Annotated in this window: 18 protein-coding genes and 1 pseudogene; 10 read left to right on the top strand and 9 right to left on the bottom strand. The window is 70.4% G+C overall.

The window, feature by feature from the left end:
• The first annotated feature begins 53 nt into the window (after nucleotides 1-53).
• From GA0115233_RS18150 to GA0115233_RS18130, 4 genes are all read left to right on the top strand, one after another.
• On the top strand, nucleotides 54-827 hold the full coding sequence (locus GA0115233_RS18150) for an isoprenyl transferase (protein ID WP_093721283.1): 774 nt from the start codon (nucleotides 54-56) through the stop codon (nucleotides 825-827).
• A gap of 325 nt (nucleotides 828-1,152) precedes the next feature.
• Nucleotides 1,153-2,478: a PhoH family protein gene (locus GA0115233_RS18140; protein WP_093721281.1), complete on the top strand. Its 1,326-nt coding sequence runs from the start codon at nucleotides 1,153-1,155 to the stop codon at nucleotides 2,476-2,478.
• 418 nt (nucleotides 2,479-2,896) lie between these two features.
• Nucleotides 2,897-3,589 carry an aggregation-promoting factor C-terminal-like domain-containing protein gene (locus tag GA0115233_RS18135; protein WP_176711837.1) on the top strand — a complete coding sequence of 231 codons (693 nt, stop codon included), beginning with the start codon at nucleotides 2,897-2,899 and terminating at the stop codon, nucleotides 3,587-3,589.
• A gap of 129 nt (nucleotides 3,590-3,718) precedes the next feature.
• Nucleotides 3,719-5,032: an AI-2E family transporter gene (locus tag GA0115233_RS18130; RefSeq protein ID WP_093721279.1), complete on the top strand. Its 1,314-nt coding sequence runs from the start codon at nucleotides 3,719-3,721 to the stop codon at nucleotides 5,030-5,032.
• A gap of 35 nt (nucleotides 5,033-5,067) precedes the next feature.
• Here the strand turns inward: GA0115233_RS18130 and GA0115233_RS18125 are convergent, their stop codons facing one another.
• Both GA0115233_RS18125 and GA0115233_RS18120 read right to left on the bottom strand, forming a co-directional pair.
• Nucleotides 5,068-5,601, bottom strand: a complete 534-nt coding sequence (locus GA0115233_RS18125) for an alkyl hydroperoxide reductase (protein WP_093721278.1) — start codon at nucleotides 5,599-5,601, stop codon at nucleotides 5,068-5,070.
• 6 nt (nucleotides 5,602-5,607) lie between these two features.
• A complete protein-coding gene (locus tag GA0115233_RS18120; protein WP_093721277.1) occupies nucleotides 5,608-6,162 on the bottom strand; it encodes a peroxiredoxin in 555 nt (184 codons plus the stop codon).
• Between the two features lie 133 nt (nucleotides 6,163-6,295).
• Between GA0115233_RS18120 and GA0115233_RS18115 the strand changes: the two genes are divergently transcribed.
• From GA0115233_RS18115 to GA0115233_RS18100, 4 genes are all read left to right on the top strand, one after another.
• The gene (locus tag GA0115233_RS18115) at nucleotides 6,296-7,255 is read left to right on the top strand and encodes a LysR substrate-binding domain-containing protein (RefSeq protein ID WP_093721276.1); all 960 of its coding nucleotides are present in this window, start codon (nucleotides 6,296-6,298) and stop codon (nucleotides 7,253-7,255) included.
• A gap of 197 nt (nucleotides 7,256-7,452) precedes the next feature.
• Nucleotides 7,453-8,364, top strand: a complete 912-nt coding sequence (locus GA0115233_RS18110) for a DUF4388 domain-containing protein (RefSeq protein WP_093721275.1) — start codon at nucleotides 7,453-7,455, stop codon at nucleotides 8,362-8,364.
• A 103-nt stretch (nucleotides 8,365-8,467) separates the two neighbouring features.
• The gene (locus GA0115233_RS18105) at nucleotides 8,468-8,860 is read left to right on the top strand and encodes a roadblock/LC7 domain-containing protein (protein ID WP_093721274.1); all 393 of its coding nucleotides are present in this window, start codon (nucleotides 8,468-8,470) and stop codon (nucleotides 8,858-8,860) included.
• The gene (locus GA0115233_RS18100) at nucleotides 8,860-9,288 is read left to right on the top strand and encodes a hypothetical protein (RefSeq protein ID WP_093721273.1); all 429 of its coding nucleotides are present in this window, start codon (nucleotides 8,860-8,862) and stop codon (nucleotides 9,286-9,288) included. Before GA0115233_RS18105 ends, GA0115233_RS18100 begins: the two co-directional genes overlap by 1 nt.
• Nucleotides 9,289-9,345: 57 nt before the next feature.
• Here the strand turns inward: GA0115233_RS18100 and GA0115233_RS18095 are convergent, their stop codons facing one another.
• The 4 genes from GA0115233_RS18095 to GA0115233_RS18080 all read right to left on the bottom strand — a co-directional run bounded on the left by GA0115233_RS18095 (nucleotide 9,346) and on the right by GA0115233_RS18080 (nucleotide 13,742).
• Nucleotides 9,346-11,673 carry an ABC transporter permease gene (locus GA0115233_RS18095; RefSeq protein ID WP_093721272.1) on the bottom strand — a complete coding sequence of 776 codons (2,328 nt, stop codon included), beginning with the start codon at nucleotides 11,671-11,673 and terminating at the stop codon, nucleotides 9,346-9,348.
• The gene (locus GA0115233_RS18090) at nucleotides 11,670-12,359 is read right to left on the bottom strand and encodes an ABC transporter ATP-binding protein (RefSeq protein WP_093721271.1); all 690 of its coding nucleotides are present in this window, start codon (nucleotides 12,357-12,359) and stop codon (nucleotides 11,670-11,672) included. The genes GA0115233_RS18095 and GA0115233_RS18090 overlap by 4 nt, the downstream gene beginning before the upstream one ends.
• Nucleotides 12,356-12,880: a PadR family transcriptional regulator gene (locus GA0115233_RS18085; protein ID WP_093721270.1), complete on the bottom strand. Its 525-nt coding sequence runs from the start codon at nucleotides 12,878-12,880 to the stop codon at nucleotides 12,356-12,358. Before GA0115233_RS18085 ends, GA0115233_RS18090 begins: the two co-directional genes overlap by 4 nt.
• Nucleotides 12,881-13,088: 208 nt before the next feature.
• A complete protein-coding gene (locus GA0115233_RS18080; RefSeq protein ID WP_093721269.1) occupies nucleotides 13,089-13,742 on the bottom strand; it encodes a Uma2 family endonuclease in 654 nt (217 codons plus the stop codon).
• 276 nt (nucleotides 13,743-14,018) lie between these two features.
• On the opposite strand from GA0115233_RS18080, the gene GA0115233_RS18075 reads away from it, so the two are divergent.
• Nucleotides 14,019-16,310, top strand: coding sequence for a transglycosylase domain-containing protein (locus GA0115233_RS18075; protein WP_093721268.1), 2,292 nt, complete (start codon nucleotides 14,019-14,021; stop codon nucleotides 16,308-16,310).
• A gap of 72 nt (nucleotides 16,311-16,382) precedes the next feature.
• On the opposite strand, the pseudogene GA0115233_RS18070 reads toward GA0115233_RS18075, so the two are convergent.
• From GA0115233_RS18070 to GA0115233_RS18060, 3 genes and pseudogenes are all read right to left on the bottom strand, one after another.
• A pseudogene (locus GA0115233_RS18070) lies at nucleotides 16,383-18,492 on the bottom strand (SpoIIE family protein phosphatase).
• Between the two features lie 269 nt (nucleotides 18,493-18,761).
• On the bottom strand, nucleotides 18,762-19,436 hold the full coding sequence (locus GA0115233_RS18065) for a cytidylyl-2-hydroxypropylphosphonate hydrolase (protein WP_255310247.1): 675 nt from the start codon (nucleotides 19,434-19,436) through the stop codon (nucleotides 18,762-18,764).
• 90 nt (nucleotides 19,437-19,526) lie between these two features.
• Nucleotides 19,527-20,924: a class II fumarate hydratase gene (locus GA0115233_RS18060; RefSeq protein WP_093721266.1), complete on the bottom strand. Its 1,398-nt coding sequence runs from the start codon at nucleotides 20,922-20,924 to the stop codon at nucleotides 19,527-19,529.
• A gap of 145 nt (nucleotides 20,925-21,069) precedes the next feature.
• Between GA0115233_RS18060 and GA0115233_RS18055 the strand changes: the two genes are divergently transcribed.
• Entirely contained in the window at nucleotides 21,070-21,546 is a 477-nt protein-coding gene (locus tag GA0115233_RS18055) for an allene oxide cyclase barrel-like domain-containing protein (RefSeq protein ID WP_093721265.1), read from the top strand.
• The last annotated feature ends 198 nt before the right edge of the window (nucleotides 21,547-21,744 follow it).

The following is a 21,744-nucleotide window of genomic DNA, read 5'->3' as shown; positions in this document are numbered from 1 at the left end:
TTCGGCCCTGGACCGCCGCCGGGCCGGATCCGCACGGAGGGGCTGACATTCACGTGAACCTGCGCGACAAGCTGCGCGGCCTGCTGGTCAGGCTATACGCGCGCCGGGTGGAGGGTCACCTGGACCACGCTCAGGTGCCCCAGCACATCGGCGTCATCATGGACGGCAACCGCCGCTGGGCGAAGGCGGCCGGTTCCACGACCGTGCACGGGCACCGGGCCGGGGCGGACAAGATCGAGGAGTTCCTCGGCTGGTGCTCCGAGACGGACGTGAAGGTCGTCACCCTCTGGCTGCTGTCGACGGACAACTTCGACCGGCCGCAGGAGGAGCTCGTCCCGCTGCTCGGCATCATCGAGGACGTCGTGCGCAGCCTCGCCGCCGACGGCCGCTGGCGGGTGCACCACGTCGGCACCCGGGACCTGCTGCCGCCGCAGATGCAGAGCACGCTCAAGGCGGCCGAGGAACGGACCGAGCAGGTCGACGGAATAGTGGTCAACGTCGCCATCGGCTACGGCGGGCGGCAGGAGATCGCCGACGCGGTGCGCTCGATGCTGCTCGACGCGGCCGAGCGCGGTACCTCGCTGGAGAAGCTCGCCGACTCCGTCGACATCGACATGATCGGCCGCCACCTCTACACCGGCGACCAGCCCGACCCCGACCTGGTCATCCGCACCAGCGGCGAACAGCGGTTGTCCGGATTCATGCTGTGGCAGACGGCGCACTCCGAGTACTACTTCTGCGACGTGTTCTGGCCGGCCTTCCGCAAGGTCGACTTCCTGCGGGCGCTGCGCGACTACGCGGCCCGGCACCGCCGCTACGGCGCCTGACCCGAGCACCGACAGGCTCCCGAAGTACCCCCTTTCCGGGCAGAAGTAACGGGGAGTTCACTTCCACGCCGTCATATGCCGTGGCATGGCACCGCATGTTCGAGGGCATAAGCCAGTCAGGTCGATGCCCGAACCACGGGTGTCGGATCCTCAGCGGACGGCACGGGGCCGTCCGCCCGGGAGGCCCTTTGCACCAGCCCGATCGTGCGGACACCGTACGGACGCAAGCGCGGAGGGCCGGTTTTCGGCCCGTGCACAGGGGCCGTCGACCGGTCCAGCTCCACTCCGTCGCTCCCCGACCTCTTCCGAGGGGGTACGTCCTTCCGTGGTGACCAGCACAAAGCGCCGCAAGTCCGACCGGCGCACCTATGTTCTCGACACCAGCGTCCTGCTGGCCGACCCCAACGCCCTCAGCCGCTTCGACGAGCACGAGGTCGTGCTCCCCATCGTCGTGGTCACGGAGCTGGAGGCCAAGCGGCACCACCCCGAACTCGGCTACTTCGCCCGCCAGGCGCTGCGCCTGCTGGACGAGTTCCGGGTCCGCTACGGCCGTCTCGACGCCCCGCTCCCGATCGGGGACCTGGGCGGCACGGTGCGTGTCGAGCTCAACCACTCGGACCCCAGCGTTCTGCCGACCGGCTACCGCCTGGGGGACAACGACTCCCGCATCCTGGCGGTGGCCCGCAATCTGCAGGCCGAGGGGTTCGACGTCACCGTGGTGTCGAAGGACCTCCCGCTGAGGATCAAGGCCTCCTCCGTCGGACTCCTCGCCGAGGAGTACCGCGCCGAGCTCGCGATCACGGATTCGTCCGGCTGGACCGGAATGTCCGAACTGACGCTCTCCGGTGAACAGGTGGACGTCCTCTTCGAGGTGGGGCACGCCTATGTGCCCGAGGTCGCGGACCTGCCCGTGCACACCGGTCTGACCATCCAGTCCGAGCGCGGCAAGGCGCTGGGCCGGGTGACGGCCGACGGCAACGTCCGGCTGGTGCGCGGCGACCGTGAGGTCTTCGGTATCAAGGGGCGCAGCGCCGAGCAGCGCATCGCGCTGGACCTGCTGCTCGACCCGGACATCGGGATCGTCTCGATGGGCGGCCGGGCCGGCACCGGCAAGTCGGCGCTGGCGCTGTGCGCGGGTCTGGAGGCGGTGCTGGAGCGCCGTCAGCACCAGAAGGTGATGGTCTTCCGGCCGCTGTACGCGGTGGGCGGGCAGGAGCTGGGCTATCTGCCGGGCACCGAGGCCGAGAAGATGAGCCCGTGGGCACAGGCGGTCTTCGACACGCTGTCCTCGGTCACCAGCCGGGAGGTCATCGAGGAGGTCACCGCGCGCGGGATGCTGGAGGTCCTGCCGCTCACCCATATCCGCGGCCGTTCGCTGCACGACGCGTTCGTGATCGTGGACGAGGCCCAGTCCCTGGAGCGGAACGTCCTGTTGACCGTTCTGTCCCGAGTCGGGGCGAATTCCCGGGTGGTGCTCACGCACGACGTGGCCCAGCGGGACAACCTGCGGGTGGGGCGCTACGACGGTGTCGTCGCCGTCGTGGAGAAGTTGAAGGGGCATCCGCTCTTCGCGCATGTCACGCTGACCCGGTCCGAGAGGTCCCAGATCGCCGCCCTTGTGACCGAAATGCTGGAGGATGGGCAGATCTGACCGGAGTGTTGAACTTCGGGTAGCTACCCGCCAGTTGGCGCCGTCCGACAAAGGCTAGAGCCTAGTGGGGCGGCGCCTTCGCGTGTGGCCGTTTCGCGCAAACTCGCTGGCTCAAACGGGATGTGAGCTTTCACACGCAACACAGAATTGCCTTGCGGCGTCCGGTTACGGCAGAGTCTCACTCCTGTCAGGCCCCGCATACGGCACATCTGTACCCCCAGCGGTACGGCACAACTTGAGAAGCACCGCTAACTCCATAGCGTCGTCGTATGCCGCCCGAGCACCAAGCGGCGCTCCCCTCGTGGGAGTTGCCCACCGGGCCCGCGCCTCCCGTGACCCCGCAGTTGGGAGGCCAGTGTCAGGGGCACGATTGCGTCCGCCAGGGTCACCGAAGCGGGCGATGCTGGAAGGAAACCGTGTGAGCCGGATTTCGGTCCGGGGATTCGCAGTGGCCTCGGCCACCGCGGTCACCGCTGTCGGAAGCGTCGTCGGCGTTGCCTCGGGCAGCACCGCGCAGAACAACGACGCCGAAGCGACGGCAGCCGACGCGACGCTCCTCGCGGACATACCCACGGGTCAGCAGGCCCAGGTTCAGACCGCGTCCCTGACTCAGCAGGCGAACGTCCAGGCCATCGCCGCGGACGCGAGCGCCAAGAAGGACGCGGAGGAAGCGGCCCGTCGCGCCGCCGCCCAGACCGCGATCGACAAGAAGGAAGCCGCGGAGAAGGCCGCGAAGGCCGCCGAGGAGGCCAAGGAGCGCGAAGAGGCCGAGACCAAGGCGTCCCGTTCCTCCACCAGCTTCGCGGTCCAGAGCTCCTACACCATCGCGCAGATCCAGGCGATGGCGCAGCAGATGGTGCCCTCCGGCCAGTACCAGTGCTTCAGCAACATCGTGGACCACGAGTCCAGCTGGAACTACAAGGCCGTGAACCCCTCCTCGGGCGCCTACGGTCTCTTCCAGGCCCTGCCGGCGGGCAAGTACGCCTCCGCCGGTGCCGACTGGCAGACCAACCCCGCCACGCAGATCAAGTGGGGCCTCAACTACATGAACGAGCGCTACGGCAGCCCGTGCGACGCCTGGGCCTTCTGGCAGGCGAACCACTGGTACTAGGCATTACGCCGTACCTCTCAACTTCGGGCAGCCCCTCACCGTCTCACGGTGAGGGGCTTCGCCATGTACGGTCGGAGCCGACGACTCCAGGGGGGAGTGGTGGGCAAGGACGGGGGAAGAGGACGGATCATGTCGCGAGTGCCACGCTGGCTGGGACGGCTCGGCGCCGGTCTGACGCACATGGGTGAGCGGTTGGACCAGCGCCGCGCGGAGGTCGAGCGGGAGAGCGCCGAGGCGGCGCCGCCCCCGTTGCCGCCCGTGGACCGGGCCCCGCTGCCCGCCGCAACCCCGCCGCCCGAGCGGCCCGATCCCGCGCTGGCCGTGCCCTGGGGAGTCCGGGTCGCCGCCGAGGCCGGCTGGCGGCTGCTGGTGCTGGCCGGCACCGTCTGGGTGCTCATGCGGGTCATCAGCGCCGTCCAACTGGTCGTACTGGCCTTCGTGGCCGCGCTGCTGATCACCGCGCTGCTGGAGCCCACGGTGACCCGACTGCGCCGCTACGGCGTGCCGCGCGGCCTGGCGACCGCGCTCACCGCGATCCTCGGCTTCGTCGTCATGGGGCTGATGGGATGGTTCGTCACCTGGCAGGTGATGGAGAACATCGACAACCTCTCCGACCAGGTCCAGGACGGCATCGACGAACTGCGCAACTGGCTGCTGGACAGCCCCTTCCACGTCACCGACAAGCAGATCAACGACATCGCGGAGAACCTGCGCGACACCATCGGCGCCAACACCGACGAGATCACCTCGGCGGGCCTGGAGGGCGTCACGGTCATCGTCGAGGCGCTGACCGGCATCCTGCTCGCGGCCTTCTCGACGCTGTTCCTGCTCTACGACGGCAAGCGGATCTGGGAGTGGTCGCTGAGGCTGGTGCCGGCCGCCGCCCGGCCGGGTGTCGCGGGCGCCGGTCCGGCCGCCTGGCGGACGCTGACGGCGTATGTGCGCGGCACGGTGATAGTGGCTCTCATCGACGCGGTCTTCATCGGTATCGGCATCTACTTCCTCGATGTGCCGATGGCCGTGCCGCTGGCCGTGTTCATCTTCCTGTTCTCCTTCATCCCGCTGGTCGGTGCCGTGGCCTCCGGCGCGCTGGCGGTCGTGGTCGCGCTGGTCACCCAGGGCGTGTTCACGGCGGTGATGACGCTGGTGGTCGTGCTGGCGGTGCAGCAGATCGAGGGGCACATCCTCCAGCCGTTCATCCTGGGCCGCGCGGTGCGCGTCCATCCGCTGGCGGTGGTCCTCGCGGTCGCCTCCGGCGGCATGGTGGCGGGCATCGGCGGCGCGGTGGTGGCGGTGCCGCTGGTGGCGGTGGCCAACACGGTGGTGGGCTACCTGCGTTCGTACAACCAGCCGCCCGTGGCGGCCGCACCCGCGGTCCAGGAAAAGGACGCGGAGCCGGAAACGCCTGTGGAGAACGCCGAGGGCCCCGCTCACCCGGAGTGAACCAGGAGTGAACGGGGCCCGGGGGACTACCGGAGCTACGCGGACAGGACCGCTTCGGTCTCCAGGGTGACACCGACCGCCTGGATCACCGAGGCGATCTTGAACGCCTCCTGGATGACCTCGCGCTCGATGCCCGCCTTGCGCAGCACCTGCTCGTGCGAGTCCAGGCACATACCGCAGCCGTTGACGGCGGAGACCGCGAAGGACCACAGCTCGAAGTCGACCTTGTCGACACCGGGGTTGCCGATGACGTTCATCCGCAGACCCGCGCGCAGGTTGCCGTACTCGTGGTCCGACAGCAGGTGGCGGGTGCGGTAGAAGACGTTGTTCATCGCCATGATCGCGGCGGCCGCCTTGGCGGCGGTGTACGCCTCCGGCGTCAGGTTCGCCTTCGCCTCCGGCTCCAGCTCGCGCAGCACGATCGGGGAACGCGAGGCGATGGCGGTCGCCAGCACGGTGCCCCACAGCTGCTGCGCCGGGAGGTCGGAGTTGCCGATGACCGAGCCCAGGTTGAGCTTCAGGTCCTTGGCGTAGTCCGGGACGGCGGACTTCAGGGAGTCGAGCGACATCTCAGGTCACTCCCCGGCCAGCAGCTTGACCGGGTCCAGGGTGTCCTCGCCCTTGCTCCAGTTGCACGGGCACAGCTCGTCGGTCTGCAGGGCGTCGAGGACCCGCAGGACCTCCTTGGGGTTCCGGCCGACCGAACCGGCGGTGACCATCGTGAACTGGATCTCGCGGTTGGGGTCCACGATGAACACGGCGCGCTGCGCGAAGCCGTCCTCGCCCTCGATGCCGAGGTCGCGCATCAGCTCGTGCTTGGAGTCGGCCATCATCGGGAACGGCAGATCGGTCAGGTCCGGGTGGTCCTTGCGCCAGGCGTGGTGCACGAACTCGGAGTCACCGGAGAAGCCCAGGATCTGCGCGTCACGGTCGGCGAACTCGTCGTTCAGCTTGCCGAACGCGGCGATCTCGGTCGGGCACACGAAGGTGAAGTCCTTCGGCCACGCGAAGACCACGAGCCACTTGCCCTCGTAGGACTTGTGGTGGATCTGCTCGAACTCCTTGCCCTTCTCCAGCGAGACGCAGGCGGTGAGTTCGAACTCGGGGAACTTGTCACCAACAGTGAGCACAGGCTCTCCTTGCAGCGAAGAAGCGTCCGGATCGCGGACGTTTCCCATGGGTTGGACGAGGCCGATGCTGGCACACGGTGCATTGATTAGAGAAATCGCTACACTGACTCGTGTTGATCGGAGGCGTTTATCAGTGACCGTGGGTAATGGTGGGGCCAAGCGCCGGCTGCCCAGTCTGGCGCAGCTGCGGGCGTTCGCGGCCGTCGCGGAGCATCTGCACTTCCGGGACGCGGCCGCCGCCATCGGCATGAGCCAGCCCGCGCTCTCCGGCGCCGTCGCCGCCTTGGAGGAGACACTCGGGGTCACCCTCCTTGAGCGTACGACCCGAAAAGTGCTGCTCTCCCCGGCCGGTGAACGGCTCGCGGAGCGCGCCAGGGCTGTCCTGGACGAGGTCGGCGCCCTGCTGGAGGAGGCGGAGGCGGTACGCGCCCCCTTCACCGGAGTGCTCCGGCTCGGTGTCATCCCGACCGTGGCGCCGTATCTGCTGCCGACCGTGCTGCGGCTGGTCCACGACCGCTACCCGCACCTCGACCTCCAGGTCCATGAGGAGCAGACCGCGAGCCTCCTGGACGGGCTGAACAGCGGGCGGCTGGACCTGCTGCTGCTCGCCGTGCCGCTCGGGGTGCCGACGGTCACCGAACTCCCGCTCTTCGACGAGGACTTCGTGCTCGTCACCCCGCTGGACCACTGGCTCGGCGGGCGCGAGGGCATCCCCCGCGAGGCGCTGAAGGAAGTCAACCTGCTGCTCCTGGACGAGGGGCACTGTCTGCGCGACCAGGCGCTCGACATCTGCCGGGAGGCGGGCCGCGAGGACGCCCCGGTCACCACAACGGCCGCCGGGCTCGCCACGCTGGTGCAGCTCGTCGCGGGCGGGCTCGGCGTCACCCTGCTGCCGCGCACCGCCGTGAAGGTCGAGACGAGCCGCAGCAACCAGCTCACCACCGGCTACTTCGCCGACCCCGCCCCCACCCGCCGGATCGCCCTCGCCATGCGCACCGGCGCCGCCCGCCGCGCCGAGTACCGGGAGCTCGCCGCCGCCCTCAGGGAGGCGCTGCGGCCCCTGCCGGTTCGGGTTCTGGGGGACCACGACTGACGGAAATCCGGGATTCCGTTCGGTCAATTCGGTGCCCAAGTCGACCGCCAAGTCGGCGAGTTGGGCCGCCGGGAATATCAACTTCCGTCAACTAGCGGCAGGTCGGAAATCCCCGGCCGTACGCCGTCGTCCGGCTGATAGGTATTCCCCCCTCAGCGCTACGCATCAGGCGTATGTGCGAGAGGCCAAGGGGAGTGATGTCGGGCTACAGCCTCCTGGCACCGGCCCTGGCCGGTTGCGGACAGGACGGGTTCACCGGCGCGCTGCGCGTCACCGGAACCCCGGGCGGCACCGTCCACTTCCGCGACGGACTCGTCGTCGCCGCCGAATCGCCCGGCGCGCCCGGCCCCGAGGCACTGCTGCTGCGCTCCGGGCGGATCAGCGCGGAACAGTGGGCCGGGCTGGTGGAGGAGGCCGGCGGCACGGAGTGGCCGGTCGCCGAACTCGTCGCCCACGGGCACGCCGGCGACGCCACCTTGCGGGTGGTGTGCGTGATGGCGCTGCACGACGCCGTGTTCGCCATGTCCGCCGGGATCGTGGAGGACTGGCGGCGCACCCTCGGCGACACCGACCCGTTCGCCCCGGTCGAGGTCACCGAGACCACCGAGCGCCTGCTGCAGGACACCGCCCGCCGCATCGCCGCCGTCGAACGGCTGCCCCACCCCGTCCACCCCGACCGCGAACGCCCCCTGCCCGTCGGCAAGCCCGAAAACCCGCTCACGCCGCTCCAGTACGACCTGCTCACCCACGCCGACGGCCGCAGCACCGCCCGCGACCTCGCCTTCCGCACCGGACGCAGCGTCTACACGGTCACCGTGGAGGTGGCCCGGATGCTCGCCGACGAACTGCTGGAATGCGCCCCCGAACCCCCACCAGTCCGTATCCGCACCCCACCCGCGGGCGTCCGCCCCCGCGTCCGGGAACGGCCCCGACCGCCCGAACCCGCCCCCGCGCCGGCTCCCCCGGCGCTCCCCGAGACTCCCCCCACGCCCGACACGCTGCCCCGCCGGGAACCCGGCGCCAGCGGCATCGCCGATGTGCTCGCCCCGGAACGGTCGGCGGCGGGCTGGAAATGGTTCTTCCGCCTGCGCAACGGGTCCGCCGGATGACCAACGCGACCGGCGGCGGAGCACCGCGTCCGACGGTCGAACGCTTCCGCCGGACGAGGCGAGAAGAACCACCTGAGCACAGCAATAGGGAGAGTTGAAGAACATGAACCACGAAGCGCTGGCCCGCGAGATGCGTGGGCTGCGCGACCAGGTGACCGGCCTGACCGACACGGCGGTCGGCACCGCGGACGGGCTGCTCATCGCCGCGGACACCGCCGACTGCATCGAGCCGGAGGGCCTCGCCGCCCTCGCCGCGGCCGGCCTCGGCCTCGCCCGGCGCACCGCGCACGCCGCCCAGCGCGGCACCCTGCGCCGGACCGTCGCCTACGGCAGCCAGGGCGTCACCGCCCTGTACGCGGTCGGCGACTCCGCACTGATGGTCGTCCTCGGCGACGAGGGCATGGACCTCGACCAGCTGCACCGCGCGGCCACGGGCGCCGTGCGCCGTATCGAAACGATTCTGACCAGCCCGCACAAAGCAACGGAAGGTGTCTGATGGCCACCAAACGCATGACCCCCGGCTTCTCCGACCAGGTGATGGGGCTGGTGAAGGCCCTGCGCAACGACGCCCCCGACTGCGTAGCCTCCGGCGTGGTCGACATGAGCACCGGCATGCTCCTGTCGTACGAGACCGTCGACAACCACCCGCCGGAGGTGCTGGACCTGCTGGCGGGCGCCACCCTCGATCTGTTCCAGGGCCGCACGGTCGTGATGATCGAGGACATCTTCAAGGAACGCCGCGGCATCGAGAGCGACCAGCACTTCTTTCAGGAGATCCTCGTCAACAGCGAAAACCTCACGCACCTGTTCATCCGGATGAGCGAGCAGCAGGACGTGGTCGCTGTCGTCGTGTGCCGTAAGTCGGTCAACGTGGGCATGCTGTTCGCCCAGGTCCGGAGGGTGGTGCGGGAGTACGGCCTGTGAACGGGCCGGGCCCCTGCCCGGTACGCCGGACAGGGGCCCCTTCCTTCTGCCGCGGGATCACTCCGTGCGCAGCCCGTCGGGCCGCATCAGCCGCAGCAGCGGCGGCAGGCTGAGCAGGGTCACCGCGAGGACTACGCCGGCCGCGGCGCCGGTCATCGACAGCAGGCTCGCCCAGTCCACCCGGATCGCGGTGTTCGTCATCTTCAGCAGCACCGCGCCGAGGGTGAGACCGACCGTCGAGGCCAGCGCCAGTCCCAGCGTGATCGGGATCGCCGTCTGCCACAGCACCGACAGGCTCAGCGTGCGCCGCCGGGTGCCGAAGGCGACCAGCGCCGACAGCAGCTTCTTGCGTTCGCGCAACTGCTCCAGCTGCGACACCAGCAGACTCGCCCCGATCAGCACCAGTACGCATACCGCGCCGACGAACAGACCGGTACGGATGGAGGCGAAGCGGTCGGACTGCTTCGTCGCCGACCAGTCGCTGGGGTAGACGAACGGGCCGAGCGCGGCGGCGGTGTTGCGGACGTGCTCCCGGACGTCGGGCACCGACTCGTCGAGTGCGATGTAGGCCCGTCCGAGCAGCGCCGGGAGCGCCGCCTCGGGCGCCGCCTTCGGCGTGAACAGGAAGCCGCCGCGCTCGGAACCGGTGAGGTCCTTGAGCGACTCGGCCTGCCGGATGTCCTCCGGCACCTGCCAGACGACCTCCTTGCCCCGGGTGTCGCCCTCGTAGCTCGGGTCGATGTACAGCTTCGTGCCAGGGACGGCCAGCTTCGGGGTGTCCGTGTCGTACTCGGCGCCGCGCACCGCGAAGACATCGCCGTCCTCGCAGGAGGGCAGGTCCGCCACCTCGCGCAGCGCCGCGCAGTCACCCACGGTCACCGTCGAGGTGCGCTCGGGGTCCAGCCGCTTGTCGCCGAGGTCCCCGATGTGGTTGGCGATCACCTGACGCACGCCCTCGGTCTCGCGCAACCGCTCGACCGCGTTGGCCAGTTCGGTGTCGCCCGCCACCGACACCTCCATCTGCGCCTTGGAGACGTCGAAGCCGGTGTCCGCGGTGTACGCGTTCTCCGTCCCGGAGAACAGCATCTGCAGGGCGATGGCGCCGGCCACCGCCACGGCGACGCCGTTGACCAGCCGGGCGGCCGTACCGCTGCTCAACTGCAGGCGGCGTACCGCGAGTTGCCAGGAGACAGAGCCGCCGCCGAGCCGGGCCACGACCGTCTCCACCACCCAGGGCAGCAGCGCGGTCACGCCGACCAGCAGCAGCATCACGCCGCCGATGACGAGGTACTCGTTGAACTCCTCGTCGTTGCCCTGGCCGATCATCGGGGCGAGCATGGCCAGTCCGCCGACGGGCAGCAGCAGCCGCCACCACAGCCGGCGCCTGGCCGGCTTCGCCGTGCGCACCACGCCGAGCGGTTCGATGACCACCCCGCGCAGCGCCAGCAGCGTCACCAGCACCGCCGCCGCCGGGACCGCGACGGCCACCAGCAGGACGAGCGCGGGGGAGGGGTTGAGGTCCTCGGGGAAGACGCTGAGCCGGAACACCTCCACCGAGCCCGCGAACTGACGTCCCATCAGGAAGAAGGCGGTGCCGAAGACCAGTCCGAGCAGCGAGCCCGCCAGGGCCTCGCCGGCCGCGATACGGCGGGTCATCCGGCTGTCGGAGCCCACCAGGCGCAGGGCCGCCAGCCGCCGGTCGCGCCGCTCGCCGCCGAACCGTACGGCCGCCGCGATGAACACCGCGACCGGCATCAGCAGCGCCACGAGCACCACGAGGATCAGCAGGACCAGCACCGGGTCCATGGGGTCGCTGTACGGGTTCGGGTCGCCGTACTTGTTGATGCGGGCCACGTAGGCGCCGTCGAGGTGCTTCGCCAGCCCCTCCCCGCCCCGCACGAAGGCGAGATCTGCCGAGCCGATCAGACCGCCGTGGCCGATGGTGCCGACGATCCTGTCCGGCAGGCGCTCGCGCAGCAGCTTCCCGTCGTCGGACTCCAGGACCCGCTTGAGCGCGGGGGAGACCAGCATCTCGCCGACCGCGGGGAACTTCTCCACGCCGGGCGGCGTCGGTGCGTCGGGGCCCTCGGGCTCCAGCACGCGGCCCCGGATGTCCTCACCGTGGAATTTGGTGTCGACGTCCGCGACGAGCAGGGTGTCCTTGCCCTTGGGCGGCTTCTCGCCGCTGTAGGTGATGTCGGTGCGGGCGTTGCCGCGCTCGTCGCGGGCCTGAAGCGCGCTCGGGATCGCGGTGGTCAGCAGCAGCAGCGCCACACCGAGCCCGACGCCGACCGCGGTCAGCAGGGCCCGGGTCCAGCCCTCACGGCCCCCCGCGAAGGCGAACCGCACCCCCATGGCCAGGTCCCTGGCCCAGCGCCCCCTCATACGATCCGCTCCATGTCACGGGACTTGCCGTCCCGTACGACGATCTCGCGGTCGGAGTAGGCGGCCACCCGTGCCTCGTGGGTGACCAGGACGACGGCGGCGTTGGTGGACCGCGCGGCCTCGGTGAGCAGCTCCATCACGCGCTCGCCGTTGAGCGAGTCCAGCGCGCCGGTCGGCTCGTCCGCGAACAGGACGCGGGGGCTGGTGACCAGTGCGCGGGCCACCGCGACCCGCTGCCCCTGGCCGCCGGAGACCTCACCGGGCCGCTTCCTGCCCAGGTCGGCGACCTCCAGGCGCTCCATCCAGGACAGCGCGGTGCGTTCGGCCTCCTTGCGGGAGGTGCCGTTGAGTCTGAGCGGCAGCGCGACGTTCTCCACACAGGTCAGCTCGGGCACCAACTGGCCGAACTGGAAGACGAACCCGAACTCCGAGCGCCTGAGCGCACTGCGCTCGGCGTCGCTCATCGTCGCCAGCTCGCGTCCGGCGTACAGGATGGAACCGGAGTCCGGGGTCACGATGCCGGCGAGGCAGTGCAGCAGCGTCGACTTCCCGGAGCCGGAGGGCCCCATGACGGCGACGACCTCGCCGGGGTGCACGGAGAACTCGGCGCCGTCGAGGGCGACGGTCGGACCGTAGGCCTTGCGCAGCTGCTCGGCCACGAGCAGGGCACCAGCGGGCGCAGTCACTTGACCACCACCTCCGCGAGCTTGTCGAGACGGGCCGCGGTCAGTTCCAGCCAGCGCAGGTCCGCCTCCAGGTGGAACAGGGCGTGGTCGCAGATCAGCTGGTCGGCGAGGTCGCCCTTGCGCTTGCGGTCGGTGAGGATGCGCATCATGCGCAGGTGCTCGGCGCGCTGGGTGTCGAGGATGTCGGCGGCGTCGCGCCGGGTCAGCAGCGCGAGCACGACCTTGGTGTACAGCGTGGACTGCAGGTACGGCTCGGGCTTCTCGGGCGTCGCGAGCCACCGCTGTACGTCGGTGACGCCGGCGTCGGTGATCGCGTACCGCTTGCGCTCGGGGCCGCCGCCGGGCTCGATGCCCTCGACCTCGACGAGGCCGTTCTTCAGCAGCCGGGACATCGTCGAGTAGACCTGGCCGTAGTGCAGCGGCCGGTCGTGACCGAACTTCTCGTCGAAGGCCCGCTTCAGGTCGTAGCCGTGACGCGGACCCGATTCCAGGAGCCCCAGAAGGGTGTGACCGATGGACATGCCGAGGACTGTACACCGGGTGTATACCCCCGATGTATACGCGCAGTGTGCAGTCCCTGGCGGTGGGTGGGGCGGCCCAGGTGAGGGCCGATTGTCACGGTTCTGCTACTGGGGTTCGGGCGGGTTCGCGGGGGGCCCGCCGCGGCGCGGGATCGGCTTGGCCTCCTCCGAAGGATCGGCGGGGTTGGCGGGTGGCCGCGGCGCGGTCTCAGCGGCGGATGCGGGGATCCGGTGCCTGCTGGGCCGCCGTGAGGATGGCGGACACGTCGAGGGTGACCTCGGCCCCGATCGACTCGGGGAGCGTGACGTGTTCTCCCCGGGCATGCACCCGGTGGGTGTCGTAACCGCCTTCGACCAGGTCGGTCAGGACATGGAGCCGGTCGTGCCGGCGGTCGACGATCACATGGACAGGGATCTTGGCGTTGCCGTACGCCCTGACCTTCGTCCGCAGGTCGGTGCCGTGGTTGCCGGACGTCACCTCCAGGACCAGCCGGAAGGCCGCGGGGTCGTAGCAGTTGTAGTCGACGAGGTGCTCTTCGATGTCGGCGTCGACCACCGACAGGTCCGGCACGGCGTAGTCCTCGGGACCGTCGGGCAGCCACAGGCCGACGCCCTCCAGTACCTCCGTTTCGCCCCCGTCGAGACCTGCGGCGGCGAAGGGGCGCTTGAGACGGGCCAGGGCCCTTGCGTGGGCGGCATCCGGGGGCGGTGTCACGGTGAGCGCTCCTGCGAGGATCTCGACGCGGTAGCCGGGGAGCTGCTGCATGAGCCGGTCGGCCTGATCGAGCAGGGTTCGCGGCGGCTCGGGGTAGGCGTCCGACCCCTCAGGAACGCGAGGCTGCTCGACGGATGCTGCGGACATCTCGTGCCTCCCGTGGGCTGGTGTCGAGAGCATCATCGTAGGCCGGGAATGCGTGGGGCGTCGGGTGCGAGATGGTTCACCCGTACGAGGGTGAAGCAACCTTTCGGCGCCCCTGGCCGTCGGTTCCGTTGAAACGGGTGCTCATTGTCACGTCCGCAAAAGACGGGATCGGCAGCGCTTTGTCACATGTCCCGGTGTTAGCTTTCTGAGCTGACCTGAGCGGCGAACCTGTGTGGCGCCAGAGCACACCAGAGCGAAGCGGAGCGGATCGGAGTCATGGGAAGAGCGGACGAGAGACGAGCACGGCAGCGCGGTGGACGCCGCGCGGCGCCCAGTCGCCGCCGCTCGTCGCCCGCGGCCGGCAGGAGCGGCATACGCCGGTTCTTCACCTGGAAGAAGATGCTCGGCGCGTTCCTGGGAGTGTGCCTGCTCGGCATCGGCGCCTTCATCGTGCTGTACATGATGGTCGAGGTGCCCAAGGGCAACGACGCGGCCAAGCTCCAGAGCAACATCTACAAGTTCAGCGACGGCTCGGTCCTCGCCCGTGACGGCAAGGTCAACCGCGAGATCGTGGACCTGTCCAAGGTGCCCGAGGACATCCGCAACACCTTCGTGGCCGCCGAGAACAAGTCCTTCTACAAGGACTCCGGCGTCGACCTCAAGGGCACCGCCCGCGGCCTGATCAACACCCTCAGCGGCAAGGGTGCGCAGGGCGGTTCGACGATCACCCAGCAGTACGTCAAGAACTACTACCTCACCCAGGAGCAGACGGTCACCCGCAAGCTCCGTGAGCTGATCATCTCGCTCAAGGTCGACCGCCAGATGTCCAAGGACCAGATCCTCGCGGGCTACCTCAACACCAGCTACTTCGGCCGCAACGCCTACGGCATCCAGGCCGCCGCGCAGGCGTACTACCGGGTGGACGCCGAGGAGCTGGACGTCGAGCAGGGCGCCTACCTCGCCGCGCTCCTCCAGGCGCCGAGCCAGTACGACTGGGAGGTCGCCTCCAAGACGGGCAAGAAGCTCGTCAAGGCCCGCTGGAACTACGTCCTGGACAACATGGTCGAGGAGGGCTGGCTGGACGCCTCCGAGCGGTCCGACATGACGTTCCCTGTGCCCAAGAAGCCCAAGCCCGCCGCGGGTCTGGAGGGCCAGAAGGGCTACCTGGTGGACCTGGCCAACGACCAGCTCGCCAGGCAGCTGATGAAGGAGGACGGCATCTCCCGCGAGGAGGCCGACAAGCTGGTCACGGGCCAGGGCTGGACGATCACCCTCAACATCGACCCGAAGAAGCAGGCGCAGCTGGAGAAGGCGGTCAAGACCCAGCTCACCGGCAAGCTCGACCCGAAGGAACGCAAGGTCGACGCCGACATCCAGGCCGGCGCCGTCTCCGTCGACCCCAAGACGGGCAGGATCGTCGCCCTGTACGGCGGCGAGAACTACTTCGAGCACTACCGCTCCAACGCGACCCGCGAGGACTACCAGCCCGCCTCCACGTTCAAGCCGGTCATCCTCGCCGCGGCCCTGGAGAACGGGGCCGAGACGCAGGACGGCGACCCGATCGGCGCGAAAACGGTCTACGACGGCGACAGCCGGCGTCCGGTGGTCGACGCCAACGGCAACAAGGTCGGCTTCGCGCCGCCCAACGAGGACGAGGTCGACTACGGCGACATCACCGTCCAGACGGCCATGAACAAGTCCGTCAACTCGGTGTTCGCGCAGATGGGCGTCGACGTCGGCATGGAGGAGGTCATGGACACCGCCGCCGACCTCGGCATGGCGGAGGACCTCCAGGCGGTGCCCGCGCAGACCCTCGGCACCATGGGCGCCAGCCCGCTGCAGATGGCCGGGGTGTACGCCACCCTCGACAACCACGGCAAGAAGGTCACCCCGACCCTGATCAAGTCCGCCGAGCAGCGCAACCGCACGGTCACCATGCCCGACCCGATCGGCGACGAGGTCCTCAGCCGCGAGGCCGCGGACACCGTGACCTCGGTGCTCACCGGCGTGGTCGACGACGGTACGGCCCGGGTCTCGGTGCGCGAGAACCCGGCCCGCCGGGGCCAGGAGGTCGCGGGCAAGACCGGTACCTCCGACTTCGGCCGCTCGGCCTGGTTCACCGGCTACACACCGGACCTGGTGACCTCGGTCGGCCTGTTCGGCGAGGACGACAAGACCGGCAAGCAGGTCAACATGAAGGGCGCCACCGGCCAGCTGCCGGGCACCGGCCGGGTCAACGGCGGTGGCATCCCGGCGTCGATCTGGGCGGCGTACACGTTCGGTGTGACCGACTCGGACGCCAAGTTCGACCTGGAGACCGACCAGGGCGCCGCGGTGGAGCCGTCCCGGACGCCGACGGAGTCCGAGGAGCCCAGCGAGTCGCCGTCGGAGGAGCCGACGACCGAGGCCCCGACGACCGAGCCGCCCACGCAGACCCCGACCGAGACGCCCACCGACACCCCGACGACGGACGCGCCGACGACCGAGCCGCCGACCCAGCAGCCGACGACCGAGCCGCCGACGGACGAGATACCGGAGGATCCGGATAATCCGGACTCCGAGAGATAGCGAGAGGGGCCGGTCCCACCAGGGACCGGCCCCTTCCCGTTGCCATCAGGCCCGGCTCGGCCCGACGTGCCGTCAGCCCGGCTCGGCCCGGCCTGCTGAGCTCGACCTGTTCAGCTCGAACCACACGACCTTCCCGGTGCTCAGCCGCGTGGCGCCCCAGCGCCGGGCCAGCTTGTTCACCAGGTACAGCCCGCGCCCTCCCTCGTCCGTGGCGCGCGCCTGCCGCAGCCGCGGCAACTGCGGGACGTCGTCACCGACCTCGCAGCGCAGCACATCCGTGCGCAGCAGCCGCAGGGTCACCGGGCGCGAGGCGTAGCGGACCGCGTTGGTGACGACCTCGCTCACCAACAGCTCCACGGAGTCGCTGAGTTCCTCAAGACCCCAGCGGGACAGCGCCCGCCGGGCCAGCCTGCGGGCCCGGCCCGGCGCCGCGTCCTCCGGCTCCAGGAACCAGTACGCGACATCGCTCGGCGCGATCCCGTCGAAGCGGGCGGCGAGCAGCGCGATGTCGTCGTCCCGGTCACCCGGACCGAGCATGTCCAGCACCTCGTCGCACAGCGCCTCCAGCGGCGGCGGATGGTCCGGCCCGGTCAGCTGGGCGGTCGCGGCGAGCTTCTCGCGCAACTGCTCTATGCCGGTCCACACGTCGCGCAGCCGCGACTCCACCAGGCCGTCGGTGTACAGCAGCAGGGTCGCCCCGGCCGGCGCGTCCAGCTCCACGGCCTCGAAGTCGACACCGCCGACCCCGATCGGCGCCCCCGGCGGCACCCGCAGCACCTCGGCCCGTCCGCCCAGGTGCAGCAGCACGGGCGGCGGATGACCGGCGTTGGCGATGGTGATGCGGTGCGAGACCGGGTCGTACACGGCGTACAGACAGGTCGCCATGCGGTCCGTGCCCAGGCGCTGGGCCTGTTCGTCCAGGTGGTGCAGCACCTCCTGCGGCGGCAGGTCCAGCCCGGCGAGGGTCTGCGCCGTCGTGCGCAACTGGCCCATGATCGCCGCCGAGGTCATGGAGTGGCCCATGACGTCGCCCACGACCAGCGCCACCCTGCTGCCCGGCAGCGGGATCGCGTCGTACCAGTCACCGCCCACGCGCGCCGTCTCGGCGGCCGGGAGGTAGCGCGAGGCGAGCCGGACCCCGGTCGGCCGCGGCAGCGTCTCGGGCAGCATGGTGCGCTGCAACTCGTCGGCGATGTACGCCTCACGCCCGTACAGCACCGCCTTGTCGATGCCGAGCGCGCTGTGCGTGGCGAGCTGGGCGGCGACCAGCAGATCGTCCGCCTCGAAGGCCAACCGCTCCGGGCGGCGCAGGAACAGCGCCGCGCCGATCACCCGGCGCCGGCCGCGCAGTGGGGCGAGGATCGCGCGCTGCCCGGTCGGCACGACCAGTTCGCCGTCGTCGCCCAGGAGTTCGGGCAGCGCGGCCCGGGCGGCGGGGGAGTCCGCGAACACCGGACGCACCCCGCGCAGCACCTCCGCCAGCGCCCCGCCGGGCTGCACCTCGCACAACTCGGCGGTCACCGCGGACAGTTCGGCCAGCTCGGTGGGCTCGGGCACGCCCGGCACGGGCAGGAAGCCCTCGGTGTCCCGGTCCTCCGGGGATCCGGTCGGTACGCCGCAGCCGCAGCACCACCGGGCCGGTGGGCCGCTCGTCGCCGACCGGCAGCGGATCGCGCAGATAGACCAGGATCGCGTCGGAGAAGGTCGGCACGGTGGCCCGGCACAGCCCCATCACGATCTCGTCGAGATCGATGCCGCGGGCGATCCGCCGGGTGGCGGCGCCCACGAACCGCAGCCGGTCGCCGTCCCGCCGCATGGGTGTGGGGCGGCCGGCCGGCAGGCCCTGCCCGGTGCGCCGTTCCTCCACAGCCGCCTCGCTGCTCGGCTGGGCCGGGATCCCCTCCGGGACCGGCCGGGGACGATGGGTGTCGGCCTCCGCGGCGGCGGAGGGCTGCGCGTGCTCGGAACCGTTGCTCACGGGGACCTTGTCGTAGCCGGACGGTGCGGTCGTGCCCGGGGTGGAGGGCGGCTCGCCGGTGCGTGCCTGCGCGGGTAACGCGGCGGCACAGGGTGCGTGGGGCGGATTCGGGGTACGCAGGAGCGCCCCGCGGCTGTCCGCGGGGTCGGCGCCCAGGGGGCGCTCGAAGGAGGTCGGCTGCTCCGTCACGCGTGTCGCATCCATCCGTCCGGGGCGCGTCGTTCGTCCCGCCGAAGTCCCGATACCCGCAATACGTGCCCCAGGAACGGGATTCCCGCGTGGCCAGAGGCTGTTCCTGTGCCACGGGCGGATCGTGCGCCGCCCGTAACGGTGTTGCCCTCGTACCCCTCGCTCACGTCCTGCCCGCCCCTCGGTGACGATCGGTCAAGCCCGCTGTGCGCTCCCGTAGTTGCCGCCGCGCGCCCTTGCGGAGGACGATCCTACGTTTCACGCCCGGGGGCGCATCAAGGGTCTCATGAGGACACGTGCGCGGGCGTACGGTCCGAGTCCTCCGGCAGTGACGGTACAGCCCAGGACGGGTCGGGGCGCCAGTGCTGCCAGCCGTCGGAGAACGGCGGCGCCCAGACGCGGATCGCCTCCTCGGCGGCCCGCCCGGCCTCCCGCACCCCTTCGGCGACCTCGGCGTTCATCAGGCCGTCCAGCTGGGCCTGGGCGAACTCGTCCTCGTCGCGCCAGCCCCAGGTCCGGTCCGGGTACACGCAGATGTCCAGGAAGTGGTCCTCGGAGTCCACCCCGCCCGCCCAACGGGCCAGCGGCTGCTCCAGGTTCACGTACCAGTTCTTGAAACGCCAGCCCTGCTCCCAGAACAGCCACACCGACCACGGCTCTCCGGGTCTGGCCAGTTTCAGTACCCCGGTGCCCAGCCAGCGGCCGCGCTGGACCGTGCGCGGCTTGGTGTAGCGCGACCTCAGCGGCTCGCGGTGCAGAGGAGTGCCGTCGGCGAGGGCGGGTTTGAGACATTCCGTGCCGGGCGCCAGCCATACGGCGAGCAGATCGGCGTCGTCCCGGACGACGGTGACGGGACGCACGATGTGGAAGCGGTCCCCGGCGTTCTCCCGGTACCGCCACAGGATGTGACTTCCGGGCTCCCAGTACGCCGTCGATCCGCCCGCTTCCACTGTTGTCATCGCTCCACCGTCCGTCATGCACAGATATTAGGTGTCACCCACTGACGACGCTGCGGCGAACGTCACGGTTCGCGCCGCGTGCGCCCATCGTCACGGGCGCGTCATACGCAGGACATCCAGGGCTTCGTCCAGCTCAGCGAGGGTGAGGTCGCCGCGTTCGACGTATCCGCCCTCAAGTACGACTTGACGGATGGTCCGGCGTTCCGCGAGCGCCTTCTTGGCGACCTTGGCGGCCTCCTCGTACCCGATGTACTTGTTCAGCGGGGTGACCACGGAGGGTGACGACTCGGCGTACTCGCGGGCCCGCTCCCGGTTGGCGACGATGCCGTCGACGGTCCGGTCGGCGAGCAGCCGGGAGACGTTGGCGAGCAGCCGGATCGATTCCAGGACGTTCTTGGCGATCACCGGGAGCATCACGTTCAGTTCGAAGTTCCCGGCGGCCCCGGCGGTGGCCACGGTCGCGTCGTTCCCGGTGACCTGCGCGGCGACCATCAGCACGGCCTCGGGGATCACGGGATTGACCTTGCCCGGCATGATCGACGATCCCGGCTGGAGATCGGGCAGCGCGATCTCGGCGAGCCCCGTGCGCGGCCCGGACGCCATCCACCGCAGATCGTTGGCGATCTTCGTCAGTCCCACGGCGATGGTCCGCAGCTGCCCGCTGGTCTCCACGATGCCGTCCCGGGCGCCCTGCGCCTCGAAGTGGTCGCGCGCCTCGGCCAGCGGCAGCCCCGTGGCTCGCGCCACCTCCTCGATGACGGCGGCGGAGAACCCGGGCGGGGTGTTGATCCCGGTGCCCACGGCCGTTCCGCCCAGCGGCAGCTCGGCGAGCCGCGGCAGCGACGCCTCCAGCCGCTCGATCCCGTACCTGACCTGGGCCGCGTACCCGCCGAACTCCTGCCCGAGGGTGACCGGCGTGGCGTCCATCAGATGCGTACGCCCCGACTTCACCACGTCCGCGAACTCCTCCGCCTTCCGCGCCAGCGAGCCGGCGAGGTGCTGGAGCGCCGGGATCAGGTCACGCGTGACGGCGGCGGTGGCGGCGATGTGAATGGAGGAGGGAAAGACGTCGTTGGAGGACTGGGAGGCGTTGACGTGATCATTGGGATGCACGTCCCGCCCGAGCCGCTCACTGGCGAGCGTGGCGATGACCTCGTTGGTGTTCATGTTGGACGAGGTCCCGGACCCGGTCTGGAACACATCGACGGGGAAGTGCTCGTCCCACCGGCCCTCGGCGACCTCGTCGGCGGCCTCCTGAACGGCGGCGGCGACGTCCTTGTCGAGCACCCCCAGCTCCGCGTTGACCTTCGCGGCGGCGCCCTTGATCCGCGCGAGCGCCTCGATGTGGGCCCGCTCGATCCGCTGCCCCGACACCGGGAAGTTCTCCACGGCGCGCTGGGTCTGGGCCCGCCACTTGGCGTGCGCGGGCACCCGCACCTCGCCCATGGAGTCGTGCTCGATGCGATAGCTCTGCTCTTCGTCGGCCACTGCCGATCACCTCCACCAGTCACAGCGTCCGGCACAGGTGACCTGTTCCCTGGCGGCCACGGATCTTCACGCCGCGCGCCCGCCCCGCCCCCGCCGGACAATGAGAAAGGACTGCAAGGGGGGCCCGTACCCCGGGAGGCAGCACATGCTCCGCAGCAGCTTCAGAACGCTCGGCGCGCTCGGCGCGGGCCTGGCGGCGGCCACCACCCTCGTCATGGCGACCCCGGCGTCGGCCCAGGACGACTTCACCCTCTACGCCAAGGAAGTCCCGTCCGACGAGGAGGGGCCGCAACAGCTCCCCAAGGTCGGCGACAGCTTCACCTTCGCCGACGACCTCTACGAGGACAAGGGCGGCGACAAGGTGGGCCGCGACGGAGTCACCTGCACGGTCGTCCGCACCGGCAACCCCCTGGACATCCAGTGCGTCGGCACCTTCGTCCTCTCCGGCGGCCAGATCACCGCCCAGGTCCTCATGTCGGTCCCGCTGGACGAATCGGCGGAGCAACCGGACTTCGACGCCTCGATCACAGGCGGCACGGACGACTACCGCGGCGCGAGCGGCCAGATCCACTTCTCGGACGAGGGCGACTACCAGAAACTGGACTTCGACTTCGACGACTAATCAACCGACAGCCGCGGCCACCCACCCGCAGAGGGCTACGCGAGCCCGGCCACCCCGGCCCGTGCGGCGTTCGAGGACGGGGTAGCGACCGTCCCGACCCCCCACCCACCCGCAGGGGGCTGCGCGAGCCCGGCCATCTCCAGCCCGTCCGGCGTTTGAGGACGAGGCCCGTCCAGGGCCGACGGGGGTCCAGGGGGC

The sequence above is a fragment of the Streptomyces sp. DI166 genome (genome assembly GCF_900091315.1).
Lineage (GTDB): Bacteria > Actinomycetota > Actinomycetes > Streptomycetales > Streptomycetaceae > Streptomyces > Streptomyces fuscus.
The sequence above is the reverse complement of the archived record's forward strand: the minus strand, read 5'-3'. Positions and strand labels throughout refer to the sequence as shown.